The sequence below is a fragment of the Jannaschia sp. R86511 genome, from assembly GCF_042466345.1.
Classification (GTDB): domain Bacteria; phylum Actinomycetota; class Actinomycetes; order Actinomycetales; family JBBAYJ01; genus Aquipuribacter.
Genome location: NZ_JAXHCD010000001.1, coordinates 289803 through 309009 on the forward strand (window position 1 = coordinate 289803; position 19207 = coordinate 309009).

A 19207-nucleotide genomic window follows, 5' to 3' on the forward strand; every position below is an offset into this window, starting at 1 on the left:
TCTAGGCGGGAGCGCAGGGCCAGTCACCGGGACGGCACCGGGTCCCGGGACAGGACGACGTGCCGGCTGCTGCAGGCGGCGCCCGTCCGGTCCAGGAACGGGGCCAGGCCCGCGCGGTAGGCCACCAGCGAGGGGTGCCGGGAGGCGTCGACCCGCTCGGCGGTGACGACGTAGGCGCTGGAGGAGTGGGCCGGCACCGCGTCCCGGTGCCACGGGCCCCCCGGCGCGGGGGCGGTCACGGTCACCTGGTCCGTCCGGTCGGGGTGGCGGCGCCCGTCCAGGCGGGGCACCAGGTCGTCGCGGTGCTCCAGCGCGAGCACCTGCACCCCCGGCGGCAGGGTGCGACCCGGCAGCGGCGACCCGGCCGTGACCACGTGGGTGATGCGGGCGACCCGGCGCAGGCCGGGGTCCGCGGCCAGCGCGACCGCCGTCATGCCGCCCTGGCTGTGGCCGACGACCGCGACCGGCTCGTCCGGCCGGGCCCCCGCCTCGACGAGGGCCCGGGCGACCCCGTCGGCCACCCCCGTCGGCGCCCCGCCGACCAGGGCCACGTTGGCGGCCAGGTCCATCGGCGAGCCATGGCCGTCGCCGTCCCACTCCTGCGTGCCCGGCACGTGGACCACCCATGCGACCGCACCGTCCGCGCCCTGCACCCGGTCGATGCGGACCTGGCCCCGGACCGGGCGCGGGGCACCGGGCGGCAGCGTGTCGTGCCCGCCCGGTCCCGGCTCGCGCCAGGCGGCCACCGACTGGCCGCGGCGCAGCAGGTCCGCCACCCCGCCGGCCGGGGCGGTGCAGCCGGCGGCGGGCAGGTCGGTGACGCGGACCGGCGTCTCGGCCAGCAGGCCGGTGGCCGTGCCCGCCCGGGACACGACCAGTGCGAGCCCGGCCACGTCGGGGACGCCCAGCCCCGCGGGCAGGCCACGCACCAGCAGGTCCAGCGGGCCGGGGGCGCCGCCCGCCGCACCGGCCCCCACGAGCACCAGACCGCCCACGGCGGCCAGCCCCGTCGCGGCCAGCGGCAGCGGTCCCTGCGCGGCTGCCACCGCGACCGTGGCCCGAGCCCGGGCGGCGAGCACCGCGGGCACGCCCCGCGCAAGGGCCCCGACCGCGGCCTCCCCCGCCCGGTAGGCCGCCGCGCTCGCGGCCACCCCCGCCGCGACCGTCGCCAGCCGCCCCCCGGCCAGGCACAGCGCCGACGTCGCCGCCGCCACCCCCTCGGCCACCCGGGCCAGCGCCCACGGGTCGCCCGAGGCGTCGGCCAGCAGCGACGGGTCCGCCGCCCAGCGCACCACCTGGGCCACCAGCCGGGCGCAGTCGCCCGAGGCGTCGGTCAGCGCGACCGCGAGCGCGTCCAGCTCGTCCAGCTGCACCGAGACCCCACCGGCCCCGCCGCGAACCGTGGCCGTCACGCGGCACCACCCCTCCCAGCACCGCCCCTCCCAGCACCACCCCGCACTCCGAACCGCCCCTCACGAGGCGCCGAGCCGGCGGGCGGCCTCCCGCGCCCGCAGCAGCGCGTCGGCGGCCCCGTCCAGCAGCCGGACCGTGCGGGCCAGGCCGTCCTCGAACGCCTCCGACGCCGGTCCCGTCCACGAGGGCGGCGGCAGCCGACGCACCCGGCCCGCCAGGTCATCCACCTCGGCCACGGCGTCCCGCACCCCGGCGTCCCGCACCCCGGCGTCCCGCACCCCGTCCCGCACCCCGTCGTCCCCGTCCTGCGCCACCACGGCAGCACCCGCCCCACGTCCCCTCGACCACGCCGACCGCCCCCGGTGGCCGGCCCACCCCGAAGGCTGCCGCGGCCCGGGCCTACCGGTCCCGGCCGCCGGCCCACGCTGGGGACGCAGCGCCCGCGACCCCGGCTGTGGACACCGGACGGCCGGATCTCCTCGCGCTCAGGGGTGCCGCGGCGGGCGTCGCTGGGGAAGGATGCCCCCATGTCCCCGGGTCCGGTGCGCGTGTGCTTCGTGTGCTCGGGCAACATCTGCCGCTCCCCCATGGGCGAGGTCGTGCTGACCCGGATGGCGGAGACGGCGGGCCTCGCGGGACTGGTGCTGGCCACGTCGGCCGGCACGGGCGACTGGCACATCGGGGAGCGGGCCGACCACCGCACGCTCACCGCGCTGGCCGCGCGCGGCTACGACGGCCTGCCGCACCGCGCCCAGCTGTTCGAGCCGCAGTGGCTGCCCGAGCTGGACCTGGTGCTCGCGCTCGACCGGGGTCACCAGCGGACGCTGCGCGGCTGGACGACCAGCCAGGACGACCGGGCCAAGGTGCGGCTGCTGCGCACGTTCGACCCCCGGAACGCCGAGGTCTCCGACCGGGCCGGTCGCGGGGAGGACGTGGGCCGCGCGCTCGACGTGCCCGACCCCTACTACTCCGACCTGGACGCGTTCGACCTGGTGCTGGACCAGGTCGAGCAGTCCTGCGTCGGCCTGCTGACGCACCTGCAGCAGGTCCTGGTGCAGCCCGGTGACGGTCTGCACCCGGGCCTGGCCCCGGACGGTCAGCGGGGTGCGTGGTGAGCGGTCACGGCCCCGCCACCCGGGAGCACGCCGACGCCGACCCGACCGGGCCGGGCCGGACGGGCCCTCGGAGCACGACCGACCGGACCGCCGCCGACGACTGCGGCAGCACCGCGGCCGCGCTGCAGGACGACCAGCTGTTCGTCAAGCGCCGCCGGGACGCCCCGCCGGGGTACTTCGCCGTGGAGGCGGCCGGGCTGCGGTGGCTCGCTGCGGCCGACGGGGTCGACGTGGTGCAGCCCCTGCGGGTCGCCGAGGACGCACTGGTGCTGCCGCGCCTGCCCGAGGTGACCCCCACGGCGCAGGCGGCGGAGCAGCTGGGGCGGGGGCTCGCGCGCACCCACGCCGCCGGCGCGGCGCAGCACGGCACCGGCCCCGACGGCTGGCAGGGCGACGGCTACATCGGCCCGCTCGTGCTGCCGCTGCGCACCGGCACCGCCTGGGGGCCCTGGTTCGCCGAGTTCCGGCTGCTGCCGTACCTGCGTTCGGCCCACGACGCCGGGGTGGTCACCGAGGCCGAGTCCGCGACGGTGTCCCGGCTGCTCGACCGCCTGGTCGCCGACCCGGGGCTGGCGGGCGACCCGGAGCCGCCCGCCCGGCTGCACGGCGACCTGTGGAACGGCAACGTGATGTGGACCGCCGACGGGGTCGTGCTGGTGGACCCGGCCGCCCACGGCGGGCACCGCGAGACCGACCTGGCCATGCTGGCGCTGTTCGACCTGCCCCACCTGCCGCGGGTGCTGTCCGCCTACGACGAGGCGGCCCCGCTGGCCGCCGGCTGGGCGGAGCGGGTGGCCCTGCACCAGGTGCACCCGCTGCTGGTGCACGCGGTGCTGTTCGGCGGCGGCTACGGCAGCCAGGCGGCCGGGCTCGCCGCCCGCTACGTCTGAGGCCGCGGGGTTCGCCGGCGGCGTTCGCTGGTGGGGTCCGGAGTCTGTGAGGATCACCCCGTGAGCGAGAAGTCACCCGCCGTGTCCCGCACCGCCGCCCGTGTCGCCGCCGACCTCGGCGAGGCCACCCTCAGCCCGCTGGACGGCCGGTACCGGCCCGCGGTCGAGGGGCTCCTGGAGCACCTGTCCGAGCCGGCGCTCAACCGGGAGCGGCTGCGCATCGAGGTCGCCTGGCTGCTGCACCTGACCAAGCAGCAGGTGCTGCCGGGCGTGCGGCGACTGGACGACGTCGAGGTGCAGCGCCTGCACGGCATCGCCGCGGACTTCGACGCCGACACCGTCACCCGGCTGCGCGAGATCGAGCGGGTCACCGTGCACGACGTCAAGGCCGTGGAGTACCTGCTCAAGGAGCGGATGGCCGGCACGTCGCTGGCCGACGTCAGCGAGGTCGTCCACTTCGCCTGCACCAGCGAGGACATCAACAACCTGGCCTACGCCCGGCTGGTCCAGCGCGCCGTCCGCGAGGTGTGGCTGCCCGCGGCGACGGCCCTGACCGAGCAGGTCGCCGCCCTTGCGCGGCAGTACCGGTCGGTGCCGATGCTGGCCCGCACCCACGGCCAGCCCGCGACGCCCACCACGATGGGCAAGGAGCTCGCGGTCCTCGCGTTCCGGCTGCGCCGCCAGCTGGACCGGATCGCGGCCGCGGAGTACCTGGGCAAGATGAACGGGGCGACCGGCACCTACGCCGCGCACCACGCCGCCGCGCCCGACGTGGACTGGCAGGCGGTCTCGCGCGGGTTCGTCGAGGGCCTCGGCCTGACCTGGAACCCGCTCACCACGCAGATCGAGTCGCACGACTGGCAGGCCGAGCTCTACGCCGACGTGCAGCGCTACAACCGGGTGCTGCACAACCTGTGCACCGACGCCTGGACCTACATCTCGCAGGGGTACTTCACCCAGGTCGCGCCGGCCGGCTCGATCGGGTCCTCGACCATGCCCCACAAGGTCAACCCGATCCGGTTCGAGAACGCCGAGGCGAACCTCGAGCTGTCCGACGGTCTGCTGGAGGTGCTGCAGCGCACCCTGACCACGTCGCGGCTGCAGCGCGACCTGACCGACTCCACCACCCAGCGCAACATCGGGGTCGCGCTCGGGCACTCCGTGCTGGCGATCGACAACGCCGCGCGCGGGCTGCGCTCGGTCGACGTCGACACCGCGGTGCTGGACGCGGACCTGGAGTCGTCCTGGGAGGTGCTGGGCGAGGCGGTGCAGACGGTGATGCGGCTGCACGGCCTGGACAACCCGTACGAGCGGCTCAAGGAGCTGACCCGCGGCAAGCGCGTCGACGGCCCCGCCATGGCCGAGTTCGTCCGGGGTCTCGGCCTGCCCGACGACGTCACCCAGCGCCTGCTGGAGCTGACGCCGCAGTCCTACACCGGCATCGCCGACGACCTGGTCGACCACCTGGCGCCGGCCTGGTCGCCGGACGACGGCGCCGACGAGCTGCTGGTCTGAGGACCGGCGGTCCTCACTGCAGCGCCGACGTCAGCCGGGCCAGGTTGTCGGTCACCTTCTGCCAACGGGGCCGGGCCAGCCAGCCGGCCAGGGTGAGCTCCCGGCTGACGGCGCGGTAGCCGTCCTCGACCTCGCGCAGCTGGTCGCGGAACGAGCGGCCGTGCACGAGCAGCGTGCACTCCAGGTCCAGGGTGAACGAGCGGATGTCCAGGTTGCTGGAGCCGACGACGCTGATGTCGGAGTCGACGCCCATGTGCTTGGCGTGCAGCACGTACGGCGCCGGGTACAGGTAGATCCGGATGCCCGCCCGCAGCAGCTGCTCGTAGTAGGACCGCTGCGCGTGGTGGACGAAGAACTGGTCCGCCTGCTCGGGCACGAACAGCTCGACGTCGACCCCACGCAGGCCGGCGGCGGTGACGGCGTACAGCAACGACTCGTCCGGCACGAAGTACGGGCTGGTGATGCTGATCCGCTCCTGCGCGCCGTACATCAGCGAGTTGAACAGGTTGAGGTTGTTCTCGTTCTCGAACCCGGGCCCGCTGGGCACCACCTGGATGTGCAGGTCGCCGTGCGGGGTCTCGCTGGGCTCGGGGGTGCCGACCTCCAGCAGCTCGTCGGTCTCGCTGAACCAGTCGGTGACGAACAGCGCCTCGAGCGCCTGCACCACGGGCCCTCGCAGGCGCACCATCAGGTCCTGCCAGCGCAGCCCGCGACGGCGGTTGGCGCGCTTGTTGTAGCTGGCGTCGACCAGGTTCTGGGAGCCGGCCCAGCCCACCGCCCCGTCGACCACGACCAGCTTGCGGTGGTTGCGCAGGTCGGGTCGCTGGTAGCGGCCCCGCAGCGGCTGCACCGGCAGCATCAGGTGCCACTGCGCGCCGATCTCGTCCAGGCGACGAAGCGTGCGGCGGTAGCCCGGTGAGCCCCACGAGCCGATGTGGTCCAGCAGCACCCGGACGGTGACGCCGCGGGCGACGGCCCGCTCCAGGGCGTCGAAGACGGGGGCGGTCGTCGCGTCGAGGGCCAGGATGTAGAACTCGACGTGCACGAATTCCCGCGCCGAGTCGACGTCCGCGGTGATGGCCTGCAGGGACGACTCGTAGCCGGTCTCGACGAACGCGCTGTTGCCCTGCAGCATCGGCAGCGCGCCCGTGCGGTGGTTGAGCCGGACCACCTGCTCCAGCCAGCGCGGGCCGGGGGTCGGCTGGTCGCCGAGGCCGTACTCGCGGGTGCGCTCGTTGATCAGCCGGTCGATGCTGCGTTGCTTGACCCGCCGGGCCAGGGGCAGCTGCGGGCTGCCGATGAAGAAGAACGCGATGACGCCGACCACCGGGACGAAGATGATCAGCACGATCCAGGCCGTGGCCGAGGACGGCCGCCGGTCCCGGGGGACCACCACGAACGCGGTGAACAGCACGACGACGGCGAAGACGGCCGCCACGACGCCCGAGGCCACGAGGTACAGCTGTTCGAGGGTCACGGGGGTGCCAGACGTCCTTCCGGGGCCCGGCCGTCCCGGGTGACGCGGAGCCTAGCGGGGGGCGGGCTGACCGGTCGTGGGCACCGGGACGGCGGGGACCCGGTCCTGACCGCCTCGCCGTCGGGGCCACGGTCCGCCCAGCCCGGCCCGCACGGCGGTCCAGGTCATCGGCCAGGTGGGCGAGGCCGCCATGATGCCGAGGTCCTCCACCAGGTCGGTGGTGCCGTCGAGGAACGACAGCACCTGCGCGGCCGGGCGGCGGGCGAACAGGTCGGTGAAGAACCGCGGGCCGTCGATCCGCCCGGCGTCCAGCGCCTGCAGCTGCACCCCGTCCATCCAGCGGTGCCGGGCCGGGTAGGCCGGCGGCAGCCGGACGGCACCGGGGCCGGCCAGGGCGCCGTCGGCCACCGCGGCGGCCACCGCGGCGCCGTCGCGCAGCATGGCGGCGAACGTGTAGCCGGTGGAGCCGCGGGTGGCGCCACCGGCCGTGCCGATGCGCACCACGCGGGAGGCCACGTGGCGGTCGAAGCGGCCGTCGGTCATGGGGATGGCCCCGGTCTCCACGTGGTCGGGCACGACGTCACGACCGACGCCCAGCAGGTCGAGGTAGCCGCGCAGGGCCCGGTCGTAGCCCGCGTCGTCGAGGCGGTCGGGCGAGAACTCGGTGTACTCCGCCAGCGCGCGGCCGTCGGGCAGCGGCAGCAGGTAGCCGAACGACAGGCCCGCCGCGGGCTGCGCGGTGCGGAAGTCCATCAGGCTGGCCACCGGCCCTGCGCCGCGGCGCTCGGGCAGCGAGCCCGGGGGCAGCGTCCAGCCCCGGAAGTGCTGCCACCAGAACACCCGGCCGGCGACGGCGGGCCGGGCCGGACGCGAGTCGAGCACCAGTGAGGCGCGCAGGCTGCGCCCGGCGACCTCGACGTGGGCGTGGTCCCGGCAGGACACGACCTGCTCGGCCGGGGCCACGACGCGCTCGACGTGCAGCCGGGGTGCGCGGGCCACCTCGTCGGCCACCAGCGCCGCCAGGTCCGGCGAGCGCACCAGGTGGTACCGGTAGGGCGCGAGGTCCAGCACCAGGTCGCGGGTCGCGTCGCTGACCCGGACCTGCTGCCAGGTGGCGTGCACGGCCGGGGCGACGCTGACGTCGCCCTGCGCCCAGAAGCACCAGGTGCGGTGCCGGGCCTCGGTGTCGTGGTCGGGCACGGGGTCGACGACGACGACCCGGACCGGGCCGGGCAGGCCGTCGGTCAGGTCGCGGTGGGCCAGGGCGTGCAGCACGGCCAGGCCCGCACCGCCGGCTCCCACCAGGACCAGGTCGGCCTGATCGGCCGCCGCCTCGCCCCCTCGTGGGGACCCGCTGTCGTTCACGGTCGGAGTATCGCCGGGGCGGGTGCTCCCGGTCACCTCGGGGGCCCGGGAGGCCTCCGGGGTCTCGGGGTGCCAGCAGACCTCAGGGCGCCAGCAGGCCACGGGGCGCGAGCAGGCCTCAGGGCGCGAGCAGGTCCGTGGTGACGTCGGCGACCGTCGGGGCGCCAGCCAGGGCCATGGTGTGGGCCAGGTCGTCGGCCAGCCCCGACAGCACCGCGTGCACGCCGTCGGCGCCGTCGACGGCCAGCGCCCACAGCACCGGCCGGCCGAGCAGCACGGCGCGGGCCCCCATCGCCAGGGCGCGCAGCACGTCGGTCCCGGTCCGCACCCCGCCGTCGACGTAGACCTCGGCCCGCCCGTCGACGGCGGCGACGACCTCACGCAGGCAGTCGGCCGTGGCGACGGCGCCGTCCAGCTGCCGGCCGCCGTGGTTGGACACCAGGACCGCCGCCGCCCCCGCCTCGACCGCCGCGCGGGCGTCGTCGGCCCGCAGGACGCCCTTGACGACGACCGGCAGGCCCCAGTCCCGTCGCAGCCGCGCCACCTCGTCGAACGTGATGTCCGCGGCCTGCTCGGCCGAGGCCGCGTCGGCGCCCGGCCCCAGCGCCGCCAGGAAGTGCTCCTCCGACACCGCACCCGCCCGGTCGTTGCGGTGCTTGCGGGCCACCACCGGGGTGTCGGCGGTCAGCACCAGCGCCCGCGCGCCGGCGGCGGCGGCGCGGGCGGCCAGCCGGGCCGTCAGGTCGCGGTCCCGCATGACGTAGACCTGGAACCACCACGGGTCGGCGCCGATGTCCTCGACCGGCAGCGACGACCGCGTCGACACCGTCAGCAGGGTCCCCGCCCGGGCCGCGCCCAGGGCCGTGGCCCGATCGGCGTCGGCGTGGACCAGTCCCTGGAACGCCATGGGCGCGACGAGGACGGGCGCGGCGACCGGCGTGCCGAGCACAGTCGTGGCCGTGTCGACCCGTGACACGTCCCGCAGCGCCCGCGGCCGCAGCCGGACCCGGGACCAGGCGGCGGGGTTGTCCCGCAGGGTCTGCTCCCGGCCGGACCCGCCCGCGTAGTAGTCGACGACCTCCGGCGGCAGCAGGTCGAGGGCACGGGCCTCGTAGTCCGGCACACCCACCACGGTCCGCAGGCTAGCGAGCGGCCGTGCCCGCGGGGGTGCGTTCGGCGCCACCCGGTCCACCCGGCCCACCCGGACCACCCGACCCGGTCGGCCCCGGGCGGGCGCGGCGCGGTCGGCTCGCCGCCAGCAGGACCGCCGCGAAGATGACGACCGCCGCGGTCAGCTCGACGACGCCCGGCCGGCCGGCCGCGGTGGGCAGCAGCTCGTCCAGCGCGATGGACCCGACCAGCTGGCCGGCCGTGTTGCCCAGGCCGAGCAGCAGCACGCCGAGGGTGCGCACCAGCAGGGCGGCCAGCACGATGAACGACAGCCCGATCGGCCCGGACAGGTACGCCCACCACTGCGTGGGCAGGGCCGCGGGCGCGGCCGTGCCGACCAGGACCAGGCGCAGCACCAGCAGGGACGCGACCCCGGCGGTGAAGTTGACCACCCCGGCGGTCCAGGGCGACCCGGACCGGACCGCGACGTGGCCGTTGACCGCCTGCTGCGCCGAGGTGCCCACCCCGACCACGAGCGCCAGCACCAGGACCAGCACGAAGGCGACGACGCCGGCGTCGGTGGTGAGGCCGCCGGCCAGGCTGCCGGACACGCTCAGCCCGACCCCGGCCACCGCGAGCGCGCAGCCGACCACCCGGCGTACGGTGAACGGCCGCGCCCCGTTGGGCGACAGGCCGAACCGGTCGACCAGCAGCCCGCCCACCGTCAGGCCGGCCACCACGGTGACGGTGAACACCGCGACGCCGAGCACGGGCACCGCGATGCCCTGGGCCGCGACGAACGCCGCCCCGCCGACCCCGCCGAGCAGCTGCCACCAGCGCAGCCCGCCGGAGCGGGCCGAGGCCCGCAGCGCCCGCAGGCCCCGGCGACCGCGCGGGGTCGCCAGGGCCCCGGCCACGACGAGCACCCAGCCGATGCCGAACGACAGCAGCGCGGCGTCGAGCCCGGCCGCGACCAGGTCCGGCGCGGGGCCGCGCCAGCCGAACCCGGCCTCGGCCGCCGGGACCAGCACGGGCGCGAGCTCGCCGTTGATGCGGGACTGGGCCGCGACCAGGACACCGACGGCCAGGGTGCCCAGCAGGCTGAGGACGACGACGAGGCCGTGCCGGTGGCGGTCGTGCGCGCCGGGTCCGGCCGTGGCGTCACGGCCGGGGGTGCCACCCCGGGACGTCGTGGACGTACCGGGTCGGTGCACCGGACCAGGGTAGGTCGGCCGGGACGGGTGCTCGACCGGGGACGGGGTGACGCCGGACACGTGCGGGCGACGACGGGCGGCGGTCCGCGAGCCGTCCTGGTCAGGGGGCCAGGCGGAGCCCGGCGCGGGCCAGGGCCTCCCGCAGCCGGTCCAGCGCCAGCGGGCCGACGCCGTGCAGCGCGGCCAGGGCTCGTTCGCCGGCGCCGTCGAGGTCCTCCAGGGTCGCGTACCCGGCGGCGCGCAGGGCGCGGGTGGCGGGGGCGCCGATGCGGGGCCACGGCGAGCCCGCCAGAGCCGGTCCCCGCTCGCACCGCACCCCGTCGGCGTCGAGGACGGCCTGACCGCGCGGGGACAGCCGGTAGCCGATGTCGAAGGACTCGGTGAGCCCCAGCTCCTTGAGCTTGCGGACGTCGCGCTTGAAGTCGGCCGTCGGTCGACCCACCACGGCCGCCAGGTCCGGGGCGCGCACGGTCGGGTGCCGGTCGATCAGCTCGAGGGTCTGCTGGGTCCACGGCCCGGTCGACGAGGCCCGGTCGAGCCGGTCCAGCCGGGCCCGGACCGCGCGGGCCTCCTCGGCCGTCGGCACCGTCACGCGCAGGGCGTCCCGCGGGTCGGGCCCGGCGTGGCGCAGGCCGACCCGGTAGACGTCGCCGGTGCGACCGGTGAGCAGGGCCCGCAGCTCCGCCGCCGTCGCGGCGCCGGCCCGGTGGGCCTCGGCGGCCGTGATGCGGGACGCGGCGACCCGGTCCACGGCGGTGACCTCGACCAGCCCGACCCCGGTCTGCATCCGGGTGCCCACGACCACCCGGGGGCGGTCCCAGCGACGGAACGCGAGGTCGACCTCGCCGCGCTCGATCGCGGCGAGCACGGCGGGGCGCAGCAGCACGGACCCAGGGTAGGAGCGCGACCGGCGCCGCGACAGGGCCGCGGCGGTCGGGGTCGTGACCCACCGTCCGGCCGGCCCGGCGGCTTCGGCATAGGCTCGTCGGGCCATGTCCTCCCCCTCCGGTCGTCCGCGCGGGCGCCGCCCCGCCCGCGGCCGCTCCGGCGACCGCCGGTCAGGCGCGCCGCAGCAGGCGCAGCGTCAGGCGCAGCGCCAGGTCGCCCGCCTCGCCGCGGCTCACGAGACCCTGCCTCCGCTGCGCTACCCCGAGGAGCTGCCGGTCACCGGCCGGCGCGAGGAGCTCGTCCGGCTGATCCGGGACCACCAGGTCGTCGTCGTGGCCGGCGCCACCGGCTCCGGCAAGACGACCCAGCTGCCCAAGCTGGCGCTGGAGGCCGGCCGCGGCACGACGGGGCTGATCGGGCACACCCAGCCCCGTCGGATCGCGGCCCGCAGCGTGGCCGAGCGGATCGCGGAAGAGGTCGGCACCCCGCTGGGCCAGCACGTGGGCTTCGCGGTCCGGTTCACCGACTCGACCGGGCCGTCGACGCTGCTCAAGGTGATGACCGACGGCATCCTGCTGGCGGAGATCCAGCGCGACCCGATGCTGCGCCGCTACGACACGATCATCGTCGACGAGGCCCACGAGCGGTCGCTGAACGTCGACGTGCTGCTGGGCTACCTGCACCGGCTGCTGCCGCAGCGGCCCGACCTGCACCTCATCATCACCAGCGCCACCATCGACCCGCAGCGCTTCGCCGAGCACTTCGGCGGCGCGCCGATCGTCGAGGTGTCCGGGCGGACGTACCCGGTGGACATCCGCTATCGGCCCTACTCCGGGGACGAGGCCGAGGCGGGTGACGACCGCGACGAACCGCAGGCGGTCGTCGACGCCGTCACCGAGCTGCTGACCGAGGGCGACGGCGACGTGCTGGTGTTCTGCTCCGGCGAGCGCGAGATCCGCGAGGCCGTCGACGCGCTGACCCGCCAGCTGTCCGGCTCGGTGCTGGGCCTGGAGGTGCTGCCGCTGTACGCCCGGCTGTCGGCCGCGGACCAGCACCGGATCTTCGCCCCGCACGCCGGCACCCGGGTCGTGGTCAGCACCAACGTGGCCGAGACGTCGCTGACGGTGCCGGGCATCCGCTACGTCGTCGACACCGGTCTGGCCCGGATCAGCCGCTACTCGCTGCGGACCAAGGTGCAGCGGCTGCCGATCGAGCCGATCAGCCAGGCGTCGGCGACCCAGCGGGCGGGCCGCTCCGGGCGGTTGGCGCCCGGCGTCGCGATCCGGCTCTACGGCGAGGCCGACCACGACGCGCGGCCCGAGTTCACCGAGCCGGAGGTCCGCCGCACCAACCTGGCCAGCGTCCTGCTGCAGCTGACCAGCCTGGGCATCGACGACATCGAGGAGCTGGACTGGCTCGACCCGCCCGACCCGCGGCAGGTCAAGGACGGCCTGGCCCTGCTGGAGGAGCTCGGCGCGGTCGCGGAGGAGATCGAGCAGGACGAGCGCGGCCGGGCCAGCCGGCACCGCCGCCTGACCCCGGTGGGGCGCACCCTGGCCCGGCTACCGGTGGACCCCCGGCTGGGCCGGATGCTGCTGGAGGCCGACCGCAACGGCTGCCTGGACGAGGTGCGCGCGCTGGTGGCGGGGCTGTCGATCATCGACGTCCGGCAGCGACCGGCCGACGACGAGGCCCGCGCCGAGCTCGCCCACCGGCGCTTCCGGGTCGAGGGCTCCGACCTGCTGACCCGGTTGGCGCTGTGGCGCTACCTGCGGGCGCGGCGCGAGGAGCTGTCCAGCTCGGCGTTCCGGCGGATGTGCCTGGCCGAGCACCTGCACCACGCGCGGGTGCGGGAGTGGTTCGACCTGGACGGGCAGCTGCGGCAGGTCTGCAAGGAGGCGAAGCTCGGCCCGAACGGCCTGCTGCGTCCCGAGGACGAGCCGCGCCGCGGGTCCGACGCGGGCGCCTACGCCCAGTTCGAGGCGTCGGTCGCCGACACCGTGCACCGCAGCCTGCTGCCCGGCCTGCTGTCGCACATCGGCTTCCGGGAGGGCGACGCGACCGACTACCTGGGGGCCCGCGGCGCGCGGTTCTCGATCGGGTCGGGCTCGGTGCTGCCCCGGCCGCGGCCGGCCGGCAGCGCCGGGGCCAAGCGGGCCAAGAACGCGGGTCCCCGCTGGGTGATGGCCACCGAGCTCGTCGAGACGGCCCGGCTGTTCGCGCGCGACTGCGCCGTCATCGAGCCGGACTGGGTCGAGCCCGTCGCCGGGCACCTGGTCCGGCGCACCTACTCGGAGCCGCGCTGGAACGCCGGCCGCGGGCAGGTCGAGGCGACGGAGAAGGTGACGCTGTACGGCATCCCGCTCGTGGCCGCGCGCACGGTCGGCTACGCGCGGGTGGACCCGGTCCTGTCGCGGGAGCTGTTCATCCGCCACGCCCTGGTCGAGCGCGACTGGGAGTCCCGGCACGCGTTCCTGGCCGCCAACGCCGCGCTGATGGCCGAGGTGCGCGAGATCGAGGAGCGCACGCGGCGTCGTGACGTCGTGGTCGACGACACCGCGGTGCACGCGTTCTACGACGCCCGCGTGCCCGCCGACGTGGTCTCCGCCCGGCACTTCGACGCCTGGTGGAAGCGGGCCCGGCCCGACACCCCGGACCTGCTGACCATGACGCGCACGGACGTGCTGGCCGGCGACGGGCACGCCGGGGCGGTCGTCGAGCAGTTCCCCGACCACCTGGACGTGCCGCACCTGGACGGCACCGTCGCGCTCCCGCTGGCCTACCGGTTCTCGCCCGGCGCCGGCGACGACGGCGTGACGGTCACCGTGCCGGAGCAGGTGCTGCCGGGCCTGGACGCCGACGCCCTCGGCTGGCTGGTGCCGGGGCTGCGCGAGGAGCTGGTGACGGCGCTCGTCCGGTCGCTGCCCAAGGCGCTGCGGCGCTCGTTCGCACCGGCACCGGACCATGCGGCCGGCGTGCTGGCGCGGGTCGCCCCCGGCGGGGTGGCCCCGCGTGGTGAGGTGCGCGCCGTGGTGGCGCACGCCCTGACCGACCTGGGCGGGCCTGTCGTGCAGGCCGACGACCTCGACGCCTCGAGCCTGCCGCCGCACCTGCGGGCCCGGGTGCGGGTGGTCGACACCAAGGGCGGGGTGCTGGCCGAGGGCGGTGACGTGGCCGAGCTGCGTCGCCGCCTGGCCGGCCGGGCGCAGGACTCGCTGCAGCGGGCGACGGCGTCGATGGAGCGCCGGGGCCTGGACGCGGCCCCGGAGCAGGTGCTGCCGGAGGTGGTGGAGCGGCAGGTCGCCGGGCACGAGGTGCGCGGCTGGCCGACCTGGGTCGACGAGGGCGCTGCGCTCGGGGTACGGGTGCTGCCGTCGCGCCCGGCGGCCGTGGTCGCCCACGACCGCGGCGTGCGACGGGCCGTGCTGCTGGGGCTGCGCTCGCCGCTGGGGGCCATCACGTCCGCGCTGGACGTGCCCACCCGGCTGGCGCTGTCGTGGACGCCGTACCCGTCGGTGCTGGACATGCTCGAGGACTGCCTGGCCGCGGCCGTGACCCGGCTGGTCCGGCAGCACCGACCCGACGGCACGTGGGCCGTGCGCGACCGGGCCGCGGTCGACGCGCTGCGCGAGCAGGTGCGCGCCGACGTGCACCCCGTGACCGAGGAAGTGGTGCGGACGGTGTCGCGCGTCCTGTCGGCCGCCCACGGTGTCCGCGACCGGGTGTCCCGGCTCACCTCGCCCGCGCTGCGCGACACCGTGGCCGACGTCCGCGCGCAGGTCGACTGGCTGGTGGCGCCGGGGTTCGTGCTGGCCACCGGGGCCGAGCGGATGCCGCACGTGCTGCGCTACCTGGCCGCCGTGGAGCGCCGCCTGGACGCGGCCGAGGTCGACCCCGGCCGCGACGCGACGCTGCTGGACCGGGTGCTGCCCGCCTACGACGCCTACCTCGACGTGGTCGACACGCTGCCCGAGGGCGCCGCCGTCCCCGCGTCGCTGCTCGAGGTCCGCTGGATGGTCGAGGAGCTGCGGGTCAGCGTCTTCGCCCAGCAGCTCGGCACGGCGCACCCGGTCAGCGAGAAGCGGATCCGCAACGCGCTGAACGCCTGGGTGGCGGCGCGCGGCTGACGGGTCCGTTCGGACGGGGGTCAGTGCGGCGTGGGGCGCGCCGCGTGCCTACGGCCGCAGTCGGCCCGGGCGGCCGGCTCGGGTGCCCCAGAAAAGGTGCGCCGAGTTCTACTGATCGACGCAACAGCCCGATCGACGGGTGTCACGGATGCATCTGCACAGAGATTCTCCTGCTGGACGGCGGTTCTTCGCCGCGTTGCGAGCCGGTACCAGTCTCAAGAAGTCCGCCCGGGCGGCCGGCGTTGGGAAAGAAACAGCTCGCCGGTGGACTCGAGAAGCGTTCAACGAGTTGCGCGATGACGGGCTCGACATGGCGCAAGCACAGCGCAGTCTCGGCTTTGTCTCCTCTCTCATGCCGGCCTGGGACGAGGCGCGCCTCGAAGCCGGTGACTACCGCCACCACTGTCGACGACCCGCCGGGACGGAGGCGCTGTTCTGGGCCGCGTTCGATGCCGGCATGACCCCGAGCGTCGCCGCACGCACCCTGGGAGTGGGCCGCTCCACGGCCTACAGGTGGCTGCACCGCCGGTTCCTCGAGCAGCGCGAGGACCAGGTGGGGGTGCGAGCAGCGGCACGAGCCCTGCGCCTGGACGACGGACGGGCCGAGCGGTGGGAGCAGGAGCGACGCCACGGCCTCGCCCGGGCCGAGAGGGCCGCCCGAGCCACCCTCCACGAGGCCGTGACGACCTCGGCACGGCACGCCCAGGCGCTGCTGCAGCCGCGAGCATCCACCGCCACGCAGGCCCGACACGCGCGCTACTGGGACCTCATCGGCCAAGGCCACAGCAACAGCGAGGCTTGCAAGATCATGCGCCTGCACCCGAAGACCGGCCGGAACATCCGAGCCCGCGGCAACCCGTCCGCCCGCCCCCAGGACAGCGTCGGGGCCGGGCGCTACCTGAGCCTGCACGAGAGGTTGCAGATCGCGGACCTGCTCGGCCACGGCGTCACCCTCCGGGCTATCGCCGCCGAGCTCGGCCGGTCCACCTCGACCATCAGCCGCGAGCTGCAAAGGCACCGTGACCAGCACGGTCGCTACAACCCGCACCAGGCCGAGCAGGCCGCCGGACAGCAGCGCCTGCGCCCGCGGCAGTCCAAGCTGGTCCTGGACAGCCGGCTGCGCCAGCTCGTGCAGCGCAAGCTCAACCGGTACTGGTCACCGGAGCAGATCGCCGGCTGGCTACGCACCACACGCCTGCACGACACCGGTCGCACCGTCTGCACCGAGACCATCTACCGGGCGCTCGTCGTCCCCGGCGCCCGCTGCCTGCACGAGCGCTACACAGCGAGGCTGCGCACCGGTCGACGACTCCGACGCGCCCACCACATCACCCGCTCCTTCAAGGACGGCGCGGTCCGGAACATGACCTCCATCCGAGACCGGCCCGAGACGGTCGCAGCCCGCATCGAACCCGGCAACTGGGAGGGCGACCTCATCATCGGGCTCGGCTCGGCCTCGGCGATGATCACGCTGCGAGAGCGCGTGACGCACTACGGAATCATCGTCAACCTGCCCGGCGACCACACCGCACTGACCGTGAACGCCGCACTGCGACAGGTCTTCGACGAGCTCCCGCCGCACCTGACCCGGACCTTGACCTGGGACCAGGGCGTCGAGATGGCACGCCACCAGGAACTCGCCGCGGCGACCGGGCTAGAAATCTACTTCGCCGACCGAAGCAGCCCATGGCAGCGCGGCGCGAACGAGAACTACAACGGCCTGGTCCGGCAGTTCTTCCCAAAGAACACGGACCTGTCCTCGCACAGCCACGAGCACGTGACGACCATTACGCGCCTGCTCAACGACCGGCCACGAAAGACCCTCGACTTCCAGACGCCCACGGCCCGGTTCCGCGCCGCTCTCCGAACAGGCTGACCTGCCCAAGTAGCCCACCAGCAGCCATCACCAGTACGGTTCACACGGAATAGTTCACTCATTGTTGTTGCGTCGATCGTTAAAATTCGCCGTGCCCACGCGGGAACGGGCACCGGACGGGTCTGTCGGGACGGGCCGGCGGAAGGGGCGAGGCGCAGGGCCGTGATGAGCGGGTTTGTCGGATGGGGGTCGGGTCGCGGGACGGGTCGCCCCCTCCCGGGGGCCGCTGGACTGGGCACGCCGGCGACGGCAGCCTCGCGTGGCGACGTCTGGCGGGTTGAGGGGATTTCACGTTGCCCTCGGGTACCGAAGGAAGCCCCAGAAACCGGAGGGCTGGGGCTTCCTTCTTGATAGGCCGTGAGGCGTCTTCGTGCTGGTTTGTGGCCGCCAGTCCTAGTCGCGGCGGTAGGCCCGGAGGGCGAGTGGGATGGCGACTGCGGTGAGTGCCAGGGACCACAGCAGAGAGCCGACGATGTAGTACCCGAGGCCGTGGTCGAGGGTGCCGACGAAGGGGTCACCGAGCAGCAGGCCGCGGCATGCGTTGACCATCATGGTCAGCGGTTGGATGTCGGCGACGAGGCGTAGGACGGCTGGGAGGGTGTCGACGGGCACGAAGGCGCTGGAGAGGAACGAGAACGGAATGGAGAGGATGCCCAGACCTTGGGCCGCTTGGGGGCTGCTGGCGACGAGCCCGATCCACACGTAGACCCACGCGAACGCCAAGCTGTAGACCGCGAGCAGGGCCAGTGCACCGACCGACCCCGCGGCCCCCCCGTGGACCCGGAAGCCGACGGTGATGCCAGCGAGCAGGGTGATGGTGCCGATGGCCACCATGAGGGCGGCGTCGGCCACCGCTCTGCCGCCCAGGACCGCCGATCCGGCCACGGGTAGCGACCGCAGGCGGTCGTACAGGCCTCCTGCGGCCTCCTCGGCCACGGCGACGGCGCTGCCGCCTCCGGTGAACAGCAGTCCGGCGACCACCAGTCCGGGGACCACGTAGTCCACGTACGTGGCACCGGGTAGCTCGATCGCGCCGCCGATGACATAGCGGAACATCAGCAAGAACATCAGCGCCTGCAGCACCGCGATGCCGATGACCTGCGGACGGCGCAGCATCGTGAGGGCGGTGCGCCCAGCCATCACCTCGGTGGTGGCCGCGGGTCCTGCGGTGGAGGAGGGAGTCAGCGAGCTCATGTGAGGGTCTCCTGGGTGGATGCAGTGGTTGCGTGGCCGGTCAGGGTGAGGAAGACGTCGTCCAGGGTCGGGCGTCGCAGGGCGATGTCGTCCAGTGCGATCCCGGCCCGGCACAGCGCTTGTACGGCGGTGACGAGCTGCTCGGGACCGCCATCGGCGGGCCGTGCGACCCTGGATTCACCGGCGTCGATGCTGGCTTCGGGACCGAGAGCTTCGGCTGCCTTGCGGAGGTCGTTCGCGTCGCGGATCTTGGCGTCGATGACGTCCTGTCCGACCCGGGACTTCAGCTCATGGGCGGTTCCTGAGGCGACCAGCCGTCCGCGGTCGATGATGGCGATGCGGTCGGCGAGCCGGTCGGCCTCTTCGAGGTACTGGGTGGTCAGGATCATGTCGGTGCCCTGAGCAACGAGCGCTTCGATGGCGCGCCACAGCTCGATGCGGCTGCGCGGGTCCAGCCCTGTGGTGGGTTCGTCCAGGAGCAGGAGCCGAGGCGCGCCGACCAAGCTGGCGCCCAGGTCGAGGCGTCGGCGCATGCCCCCGGAGTAGGTCTGCACCGGGCGGTCGCCAGCCTGGCTCAGGCCTAGCTGGTCGAGCACCGCGTCGGCGGCGGAGCCGGCCTGGCGCCGCCCGTGACCGAACAGGCGGGCCACCATCCGCAGGTTCTCCCGACCGGTGAGCACCGGCTCGACCGCGGCGTACTGGCCGGCCAGGCCGATCGCCCTTCGCACGCGCTGCGGTTGGCGCACCGCGTCGATCCCCGCCACGCGAAGGGTGCCCGCATCCGGGCGGGTCAAGGTGGCAATGGTGCGGATGAAGGTGGTCTTCCCTGCGCCGTTGGGGCCGAGGATCGCCAGTACCTGACCGGAGGGTGCGACCAGGTCGAGGCCGTTGAGCGCCGCGAGGCTGCCGAAGTGCTTGGTGAGGCCGTGAGCCTCGATGAGTGGGTCCATGGCACAAATAGTCATCCGCATGTCCAGTCGTGTCAACCATACAGATGGATGACCGTGTTGACCGTGCTTTAGT

14 protein-coding genes are annotated in these 19207 nt (G+C 75.1%); 5 read left to right on the top strand and 9 right to left on the bottom strand.

The window, feature by feature from the left end; genetic code table 11:
* Nucleotides 1–23: 23 nt before the first annotated feature.
* Nucleotides 24–1412, bottom strand: coding sequence for a hypothetical protein (locus SJY06_RS01395; protein WP_380163879.1), 1389 nt, complete (start codon nucleotides 1410–1412; stop codon nucleotides 24–26).
* A gap of 60 nt (nucleotides 1413–1472) precedes the next feature.
* A complete protein-coding gene (locus tag SJY06_RS01400; protein ID WP_380163881.1) occupies nucleotides 1473–1730 on the bottom strand; it encodes a hypothetical protein in 258 nt (85 codons plus the stop codon).
* Nucleotides 1731–1940: 210 nt separating this feature from the next.
* Between SJY06_RS01400 and SJY06_RS01405 the strand changes: the two genes are divergently transcribed.
* Genes SJY06_RS01405 through purB form a run of 3 tightly spaced genes read left to right on the top strand, consistent with a single transcriptional unit; the run spans nucleotide 1941 to nucleotide 4933 of the window.
* On the top strand, nucleotides 1941–2528 hold the full coding sequence (locus tag SJY06_RS01405; protein ID WP_380163883.1) for a low molecular weight protein-tyrosine-phosphatase: 588 nt from the start codon (nucleotides 1941–1943) through the stop codon (nucleotides 2526–2528).
* Entirely contained in the window at nucleotides 2525–3418 is an 894-nt protein-coding gene (locus SJY06_RS01410; RefSeq protein WP_380163885.1) for a fructosamine kinase family protein, read from the top strand. Before SJY06_RS01405 ends, SJY06_RS01410 begins: the two co-directional genes overlap by 4 nt.
* Nucleotides 3419–3478: 60 nt before the next feature.
* Complete coding sequence (gene purB / locus SJY06_RS01415; protein ID WP_380163887.1) at nucleotides 3479–4933, top strand: adenylosuccinate lyase; 1455 nt, start codon at nucleotides 3479–3481, stop codon at nucleotides 4931–4933.
* 13 nt (nucleotides 4934–4946) lie between these two features.
* Here purB and cls read toward each other — a convergent pair whose 3' ends face one another.
* The 5 genes from cls to SJY06_RS01440 all read right to left on the bottom strand — a co-directional run bounded on the left by cls (nucleotide 4947) and on the right by SJY06_RS01440 (nucleotide 10985).
* Nucleotides 4947–6410 (bottom strand): cardiolipin synthase, encoded by a 1464-nt coding sequence (cls, locus tag SJY06_RS01420; protein ID WP_380163889.1) that lies wholly within the window; start codon nucleotides 6408–6410, stop codon nucleotides 4947–4949.
* A gap of 51 nt (nucleotides 6411–6461) precedes the next feature.
* Nucleotides 6462–7775: a lycopene cyclase family protein gene (locus tag SJY06_RS01425; RefSeq protein WP_380163891.1), complete on the bottom strand. Its 1314-nt coding sequence runs from the start codon at nucleotides 7773–7775 to the stop codon at nucleotides 6462–6464.
* Nucleotides 7776–7893: 118 nt separating this feature from the next.
* On the bottom strand, nucleotides 7894–8907 hold the full coding sequence (locus tag SJY06_RS01430; RefSeq protein WP_380163893.1) for an alpha-hydroxy acid oxidase: 1014 nt from the start codon (nucleotides 8905–8907) through the stop codon (nucleotides 7894–7896).
* A gap of 10 nt (nucleotides 8908–8917) precedes the next feature.
* Nucleotides 8918–10099, bottom strand: a complete 1182-nt coding sequence (locus tag SJY06_RS01435; RefSeq protein WP_380163895.1) for a DMT family transporter — start codon at nucleotides 10097–10099, stop codon at nucleotides 8918–8920.
* Between the two features lie 100 nt (nucleotides 10100–10199).
* Nucleotides 10200–10985, bottom strand: a complete 786-nt coding sequence (locus SJY06_RS01440) for a hypothetical protein (protein WP_380163897.1) — start codon at nucleotides 10983–10985, stop codon at nucleotides 10200–10202.
* A gap of 106 nt (nucleotides 10986–11091) precedes the next feature.
* On the opposite strand from SJY06_RS01440, the gene hrpA reads away from it, so the two are divergent.
* Together hrpA and SJY06_RS01450 are read left to right on the top strand one after the other, a co-directional pair.
* Nucleotides 11092–15114 carry an ATP-dependent RNA helicase HrpA gene (gene hrpA, locus SJY06_RS01445; protein ID WP_380163899.1) on the top strand — a complete coding sequence of 1341 codons (4023 nt, stop codon included), beginning with the start codon at nucleotides 11092–11094 and terminating at the stop codon, nucleotides 15112–15114.
* Nucleotides 15115–15466: 352 nt separating this feature from the next.
* The gene (locus tag SJY06_RS01450; RefSeq protein WP_380163901.1) at nucleotides 15467–16990 is read left to right on the top strand and encodes an IS30 family transposase; all 1524 of its coding nucleotides are present in this window, start codon (nucleotides 15467–15469) and stop codon (nucleotides 16988–16990) included.
* A gap of 393 nt (nucleotides 16991–17383) precedes the next feature.
* On the opposite strand, the gene SJY06_RS01455 is transcribed toward SJY06_RS01450, so the two are convergent.
* Entirely contained in the window at nucleotides 17384–18184 is an 801-nt protein-coding gene (locus tag SJY06_RS01455) for an ABC transporter permease (protein WP_380163903.1), read from the bottom strand.
* A complete protein-coding gene (locus SJY06_RS01460) occupies nucleotides 18181–19134 on the bottom strand; it encodes an ATP-binding cassette domain-containing protein (protein WP_380163905.1) in 954 nt (317 codons plus the stop codon). The genes SJY06_RS01455 and SJY06_RS01460 overlap by 4 nt, the downstream gene beginning before the upstream one ends.
* Nucleotides 19135–19207: the final 73 nt, after the last annotated feature.

Excerpts from the sequence above, each read along its gene's own strand:
- SJY06_RS01405 (WP_380163883.1), top strand. The coding sequence starts at position 1,941 with ATGTCCCCGGGTCCGGTGCGCGTGTGCTTCGTGTGCTCGGGCAACATC.
- hrpA (WP_380163899.1), top strand. The coding sequence starts at position 11,092 with ATGTCCTCCCCCTCCGGTCGTCCGCGCGGGCGCCGCCCCGCCCGCGGC.
- SJY06_RS01450 (WP_380163901.1), top strand. The coding sequence starts at position 15,467 with ATGCCGGCCTGGGACGAGGCGCGCCTCGAAGCCGGTGACTACCGCCAC.
- SJY06_RS01455 (WP_380163903.1), bottom strand. The coding sequence starts at position 18,184 with ATGAGCTCGCTGACTCCCTCCTCCACCGCAGGACCCGCGGCCACCACC.
- SJY06_RS01460 (WP_380163905.1), bottom strand. The coding sequence starts at position 19,134 with ATGGACCCACTCATCGAGGCTCACGGCCTCACCAAGCACTTCGGCAGC.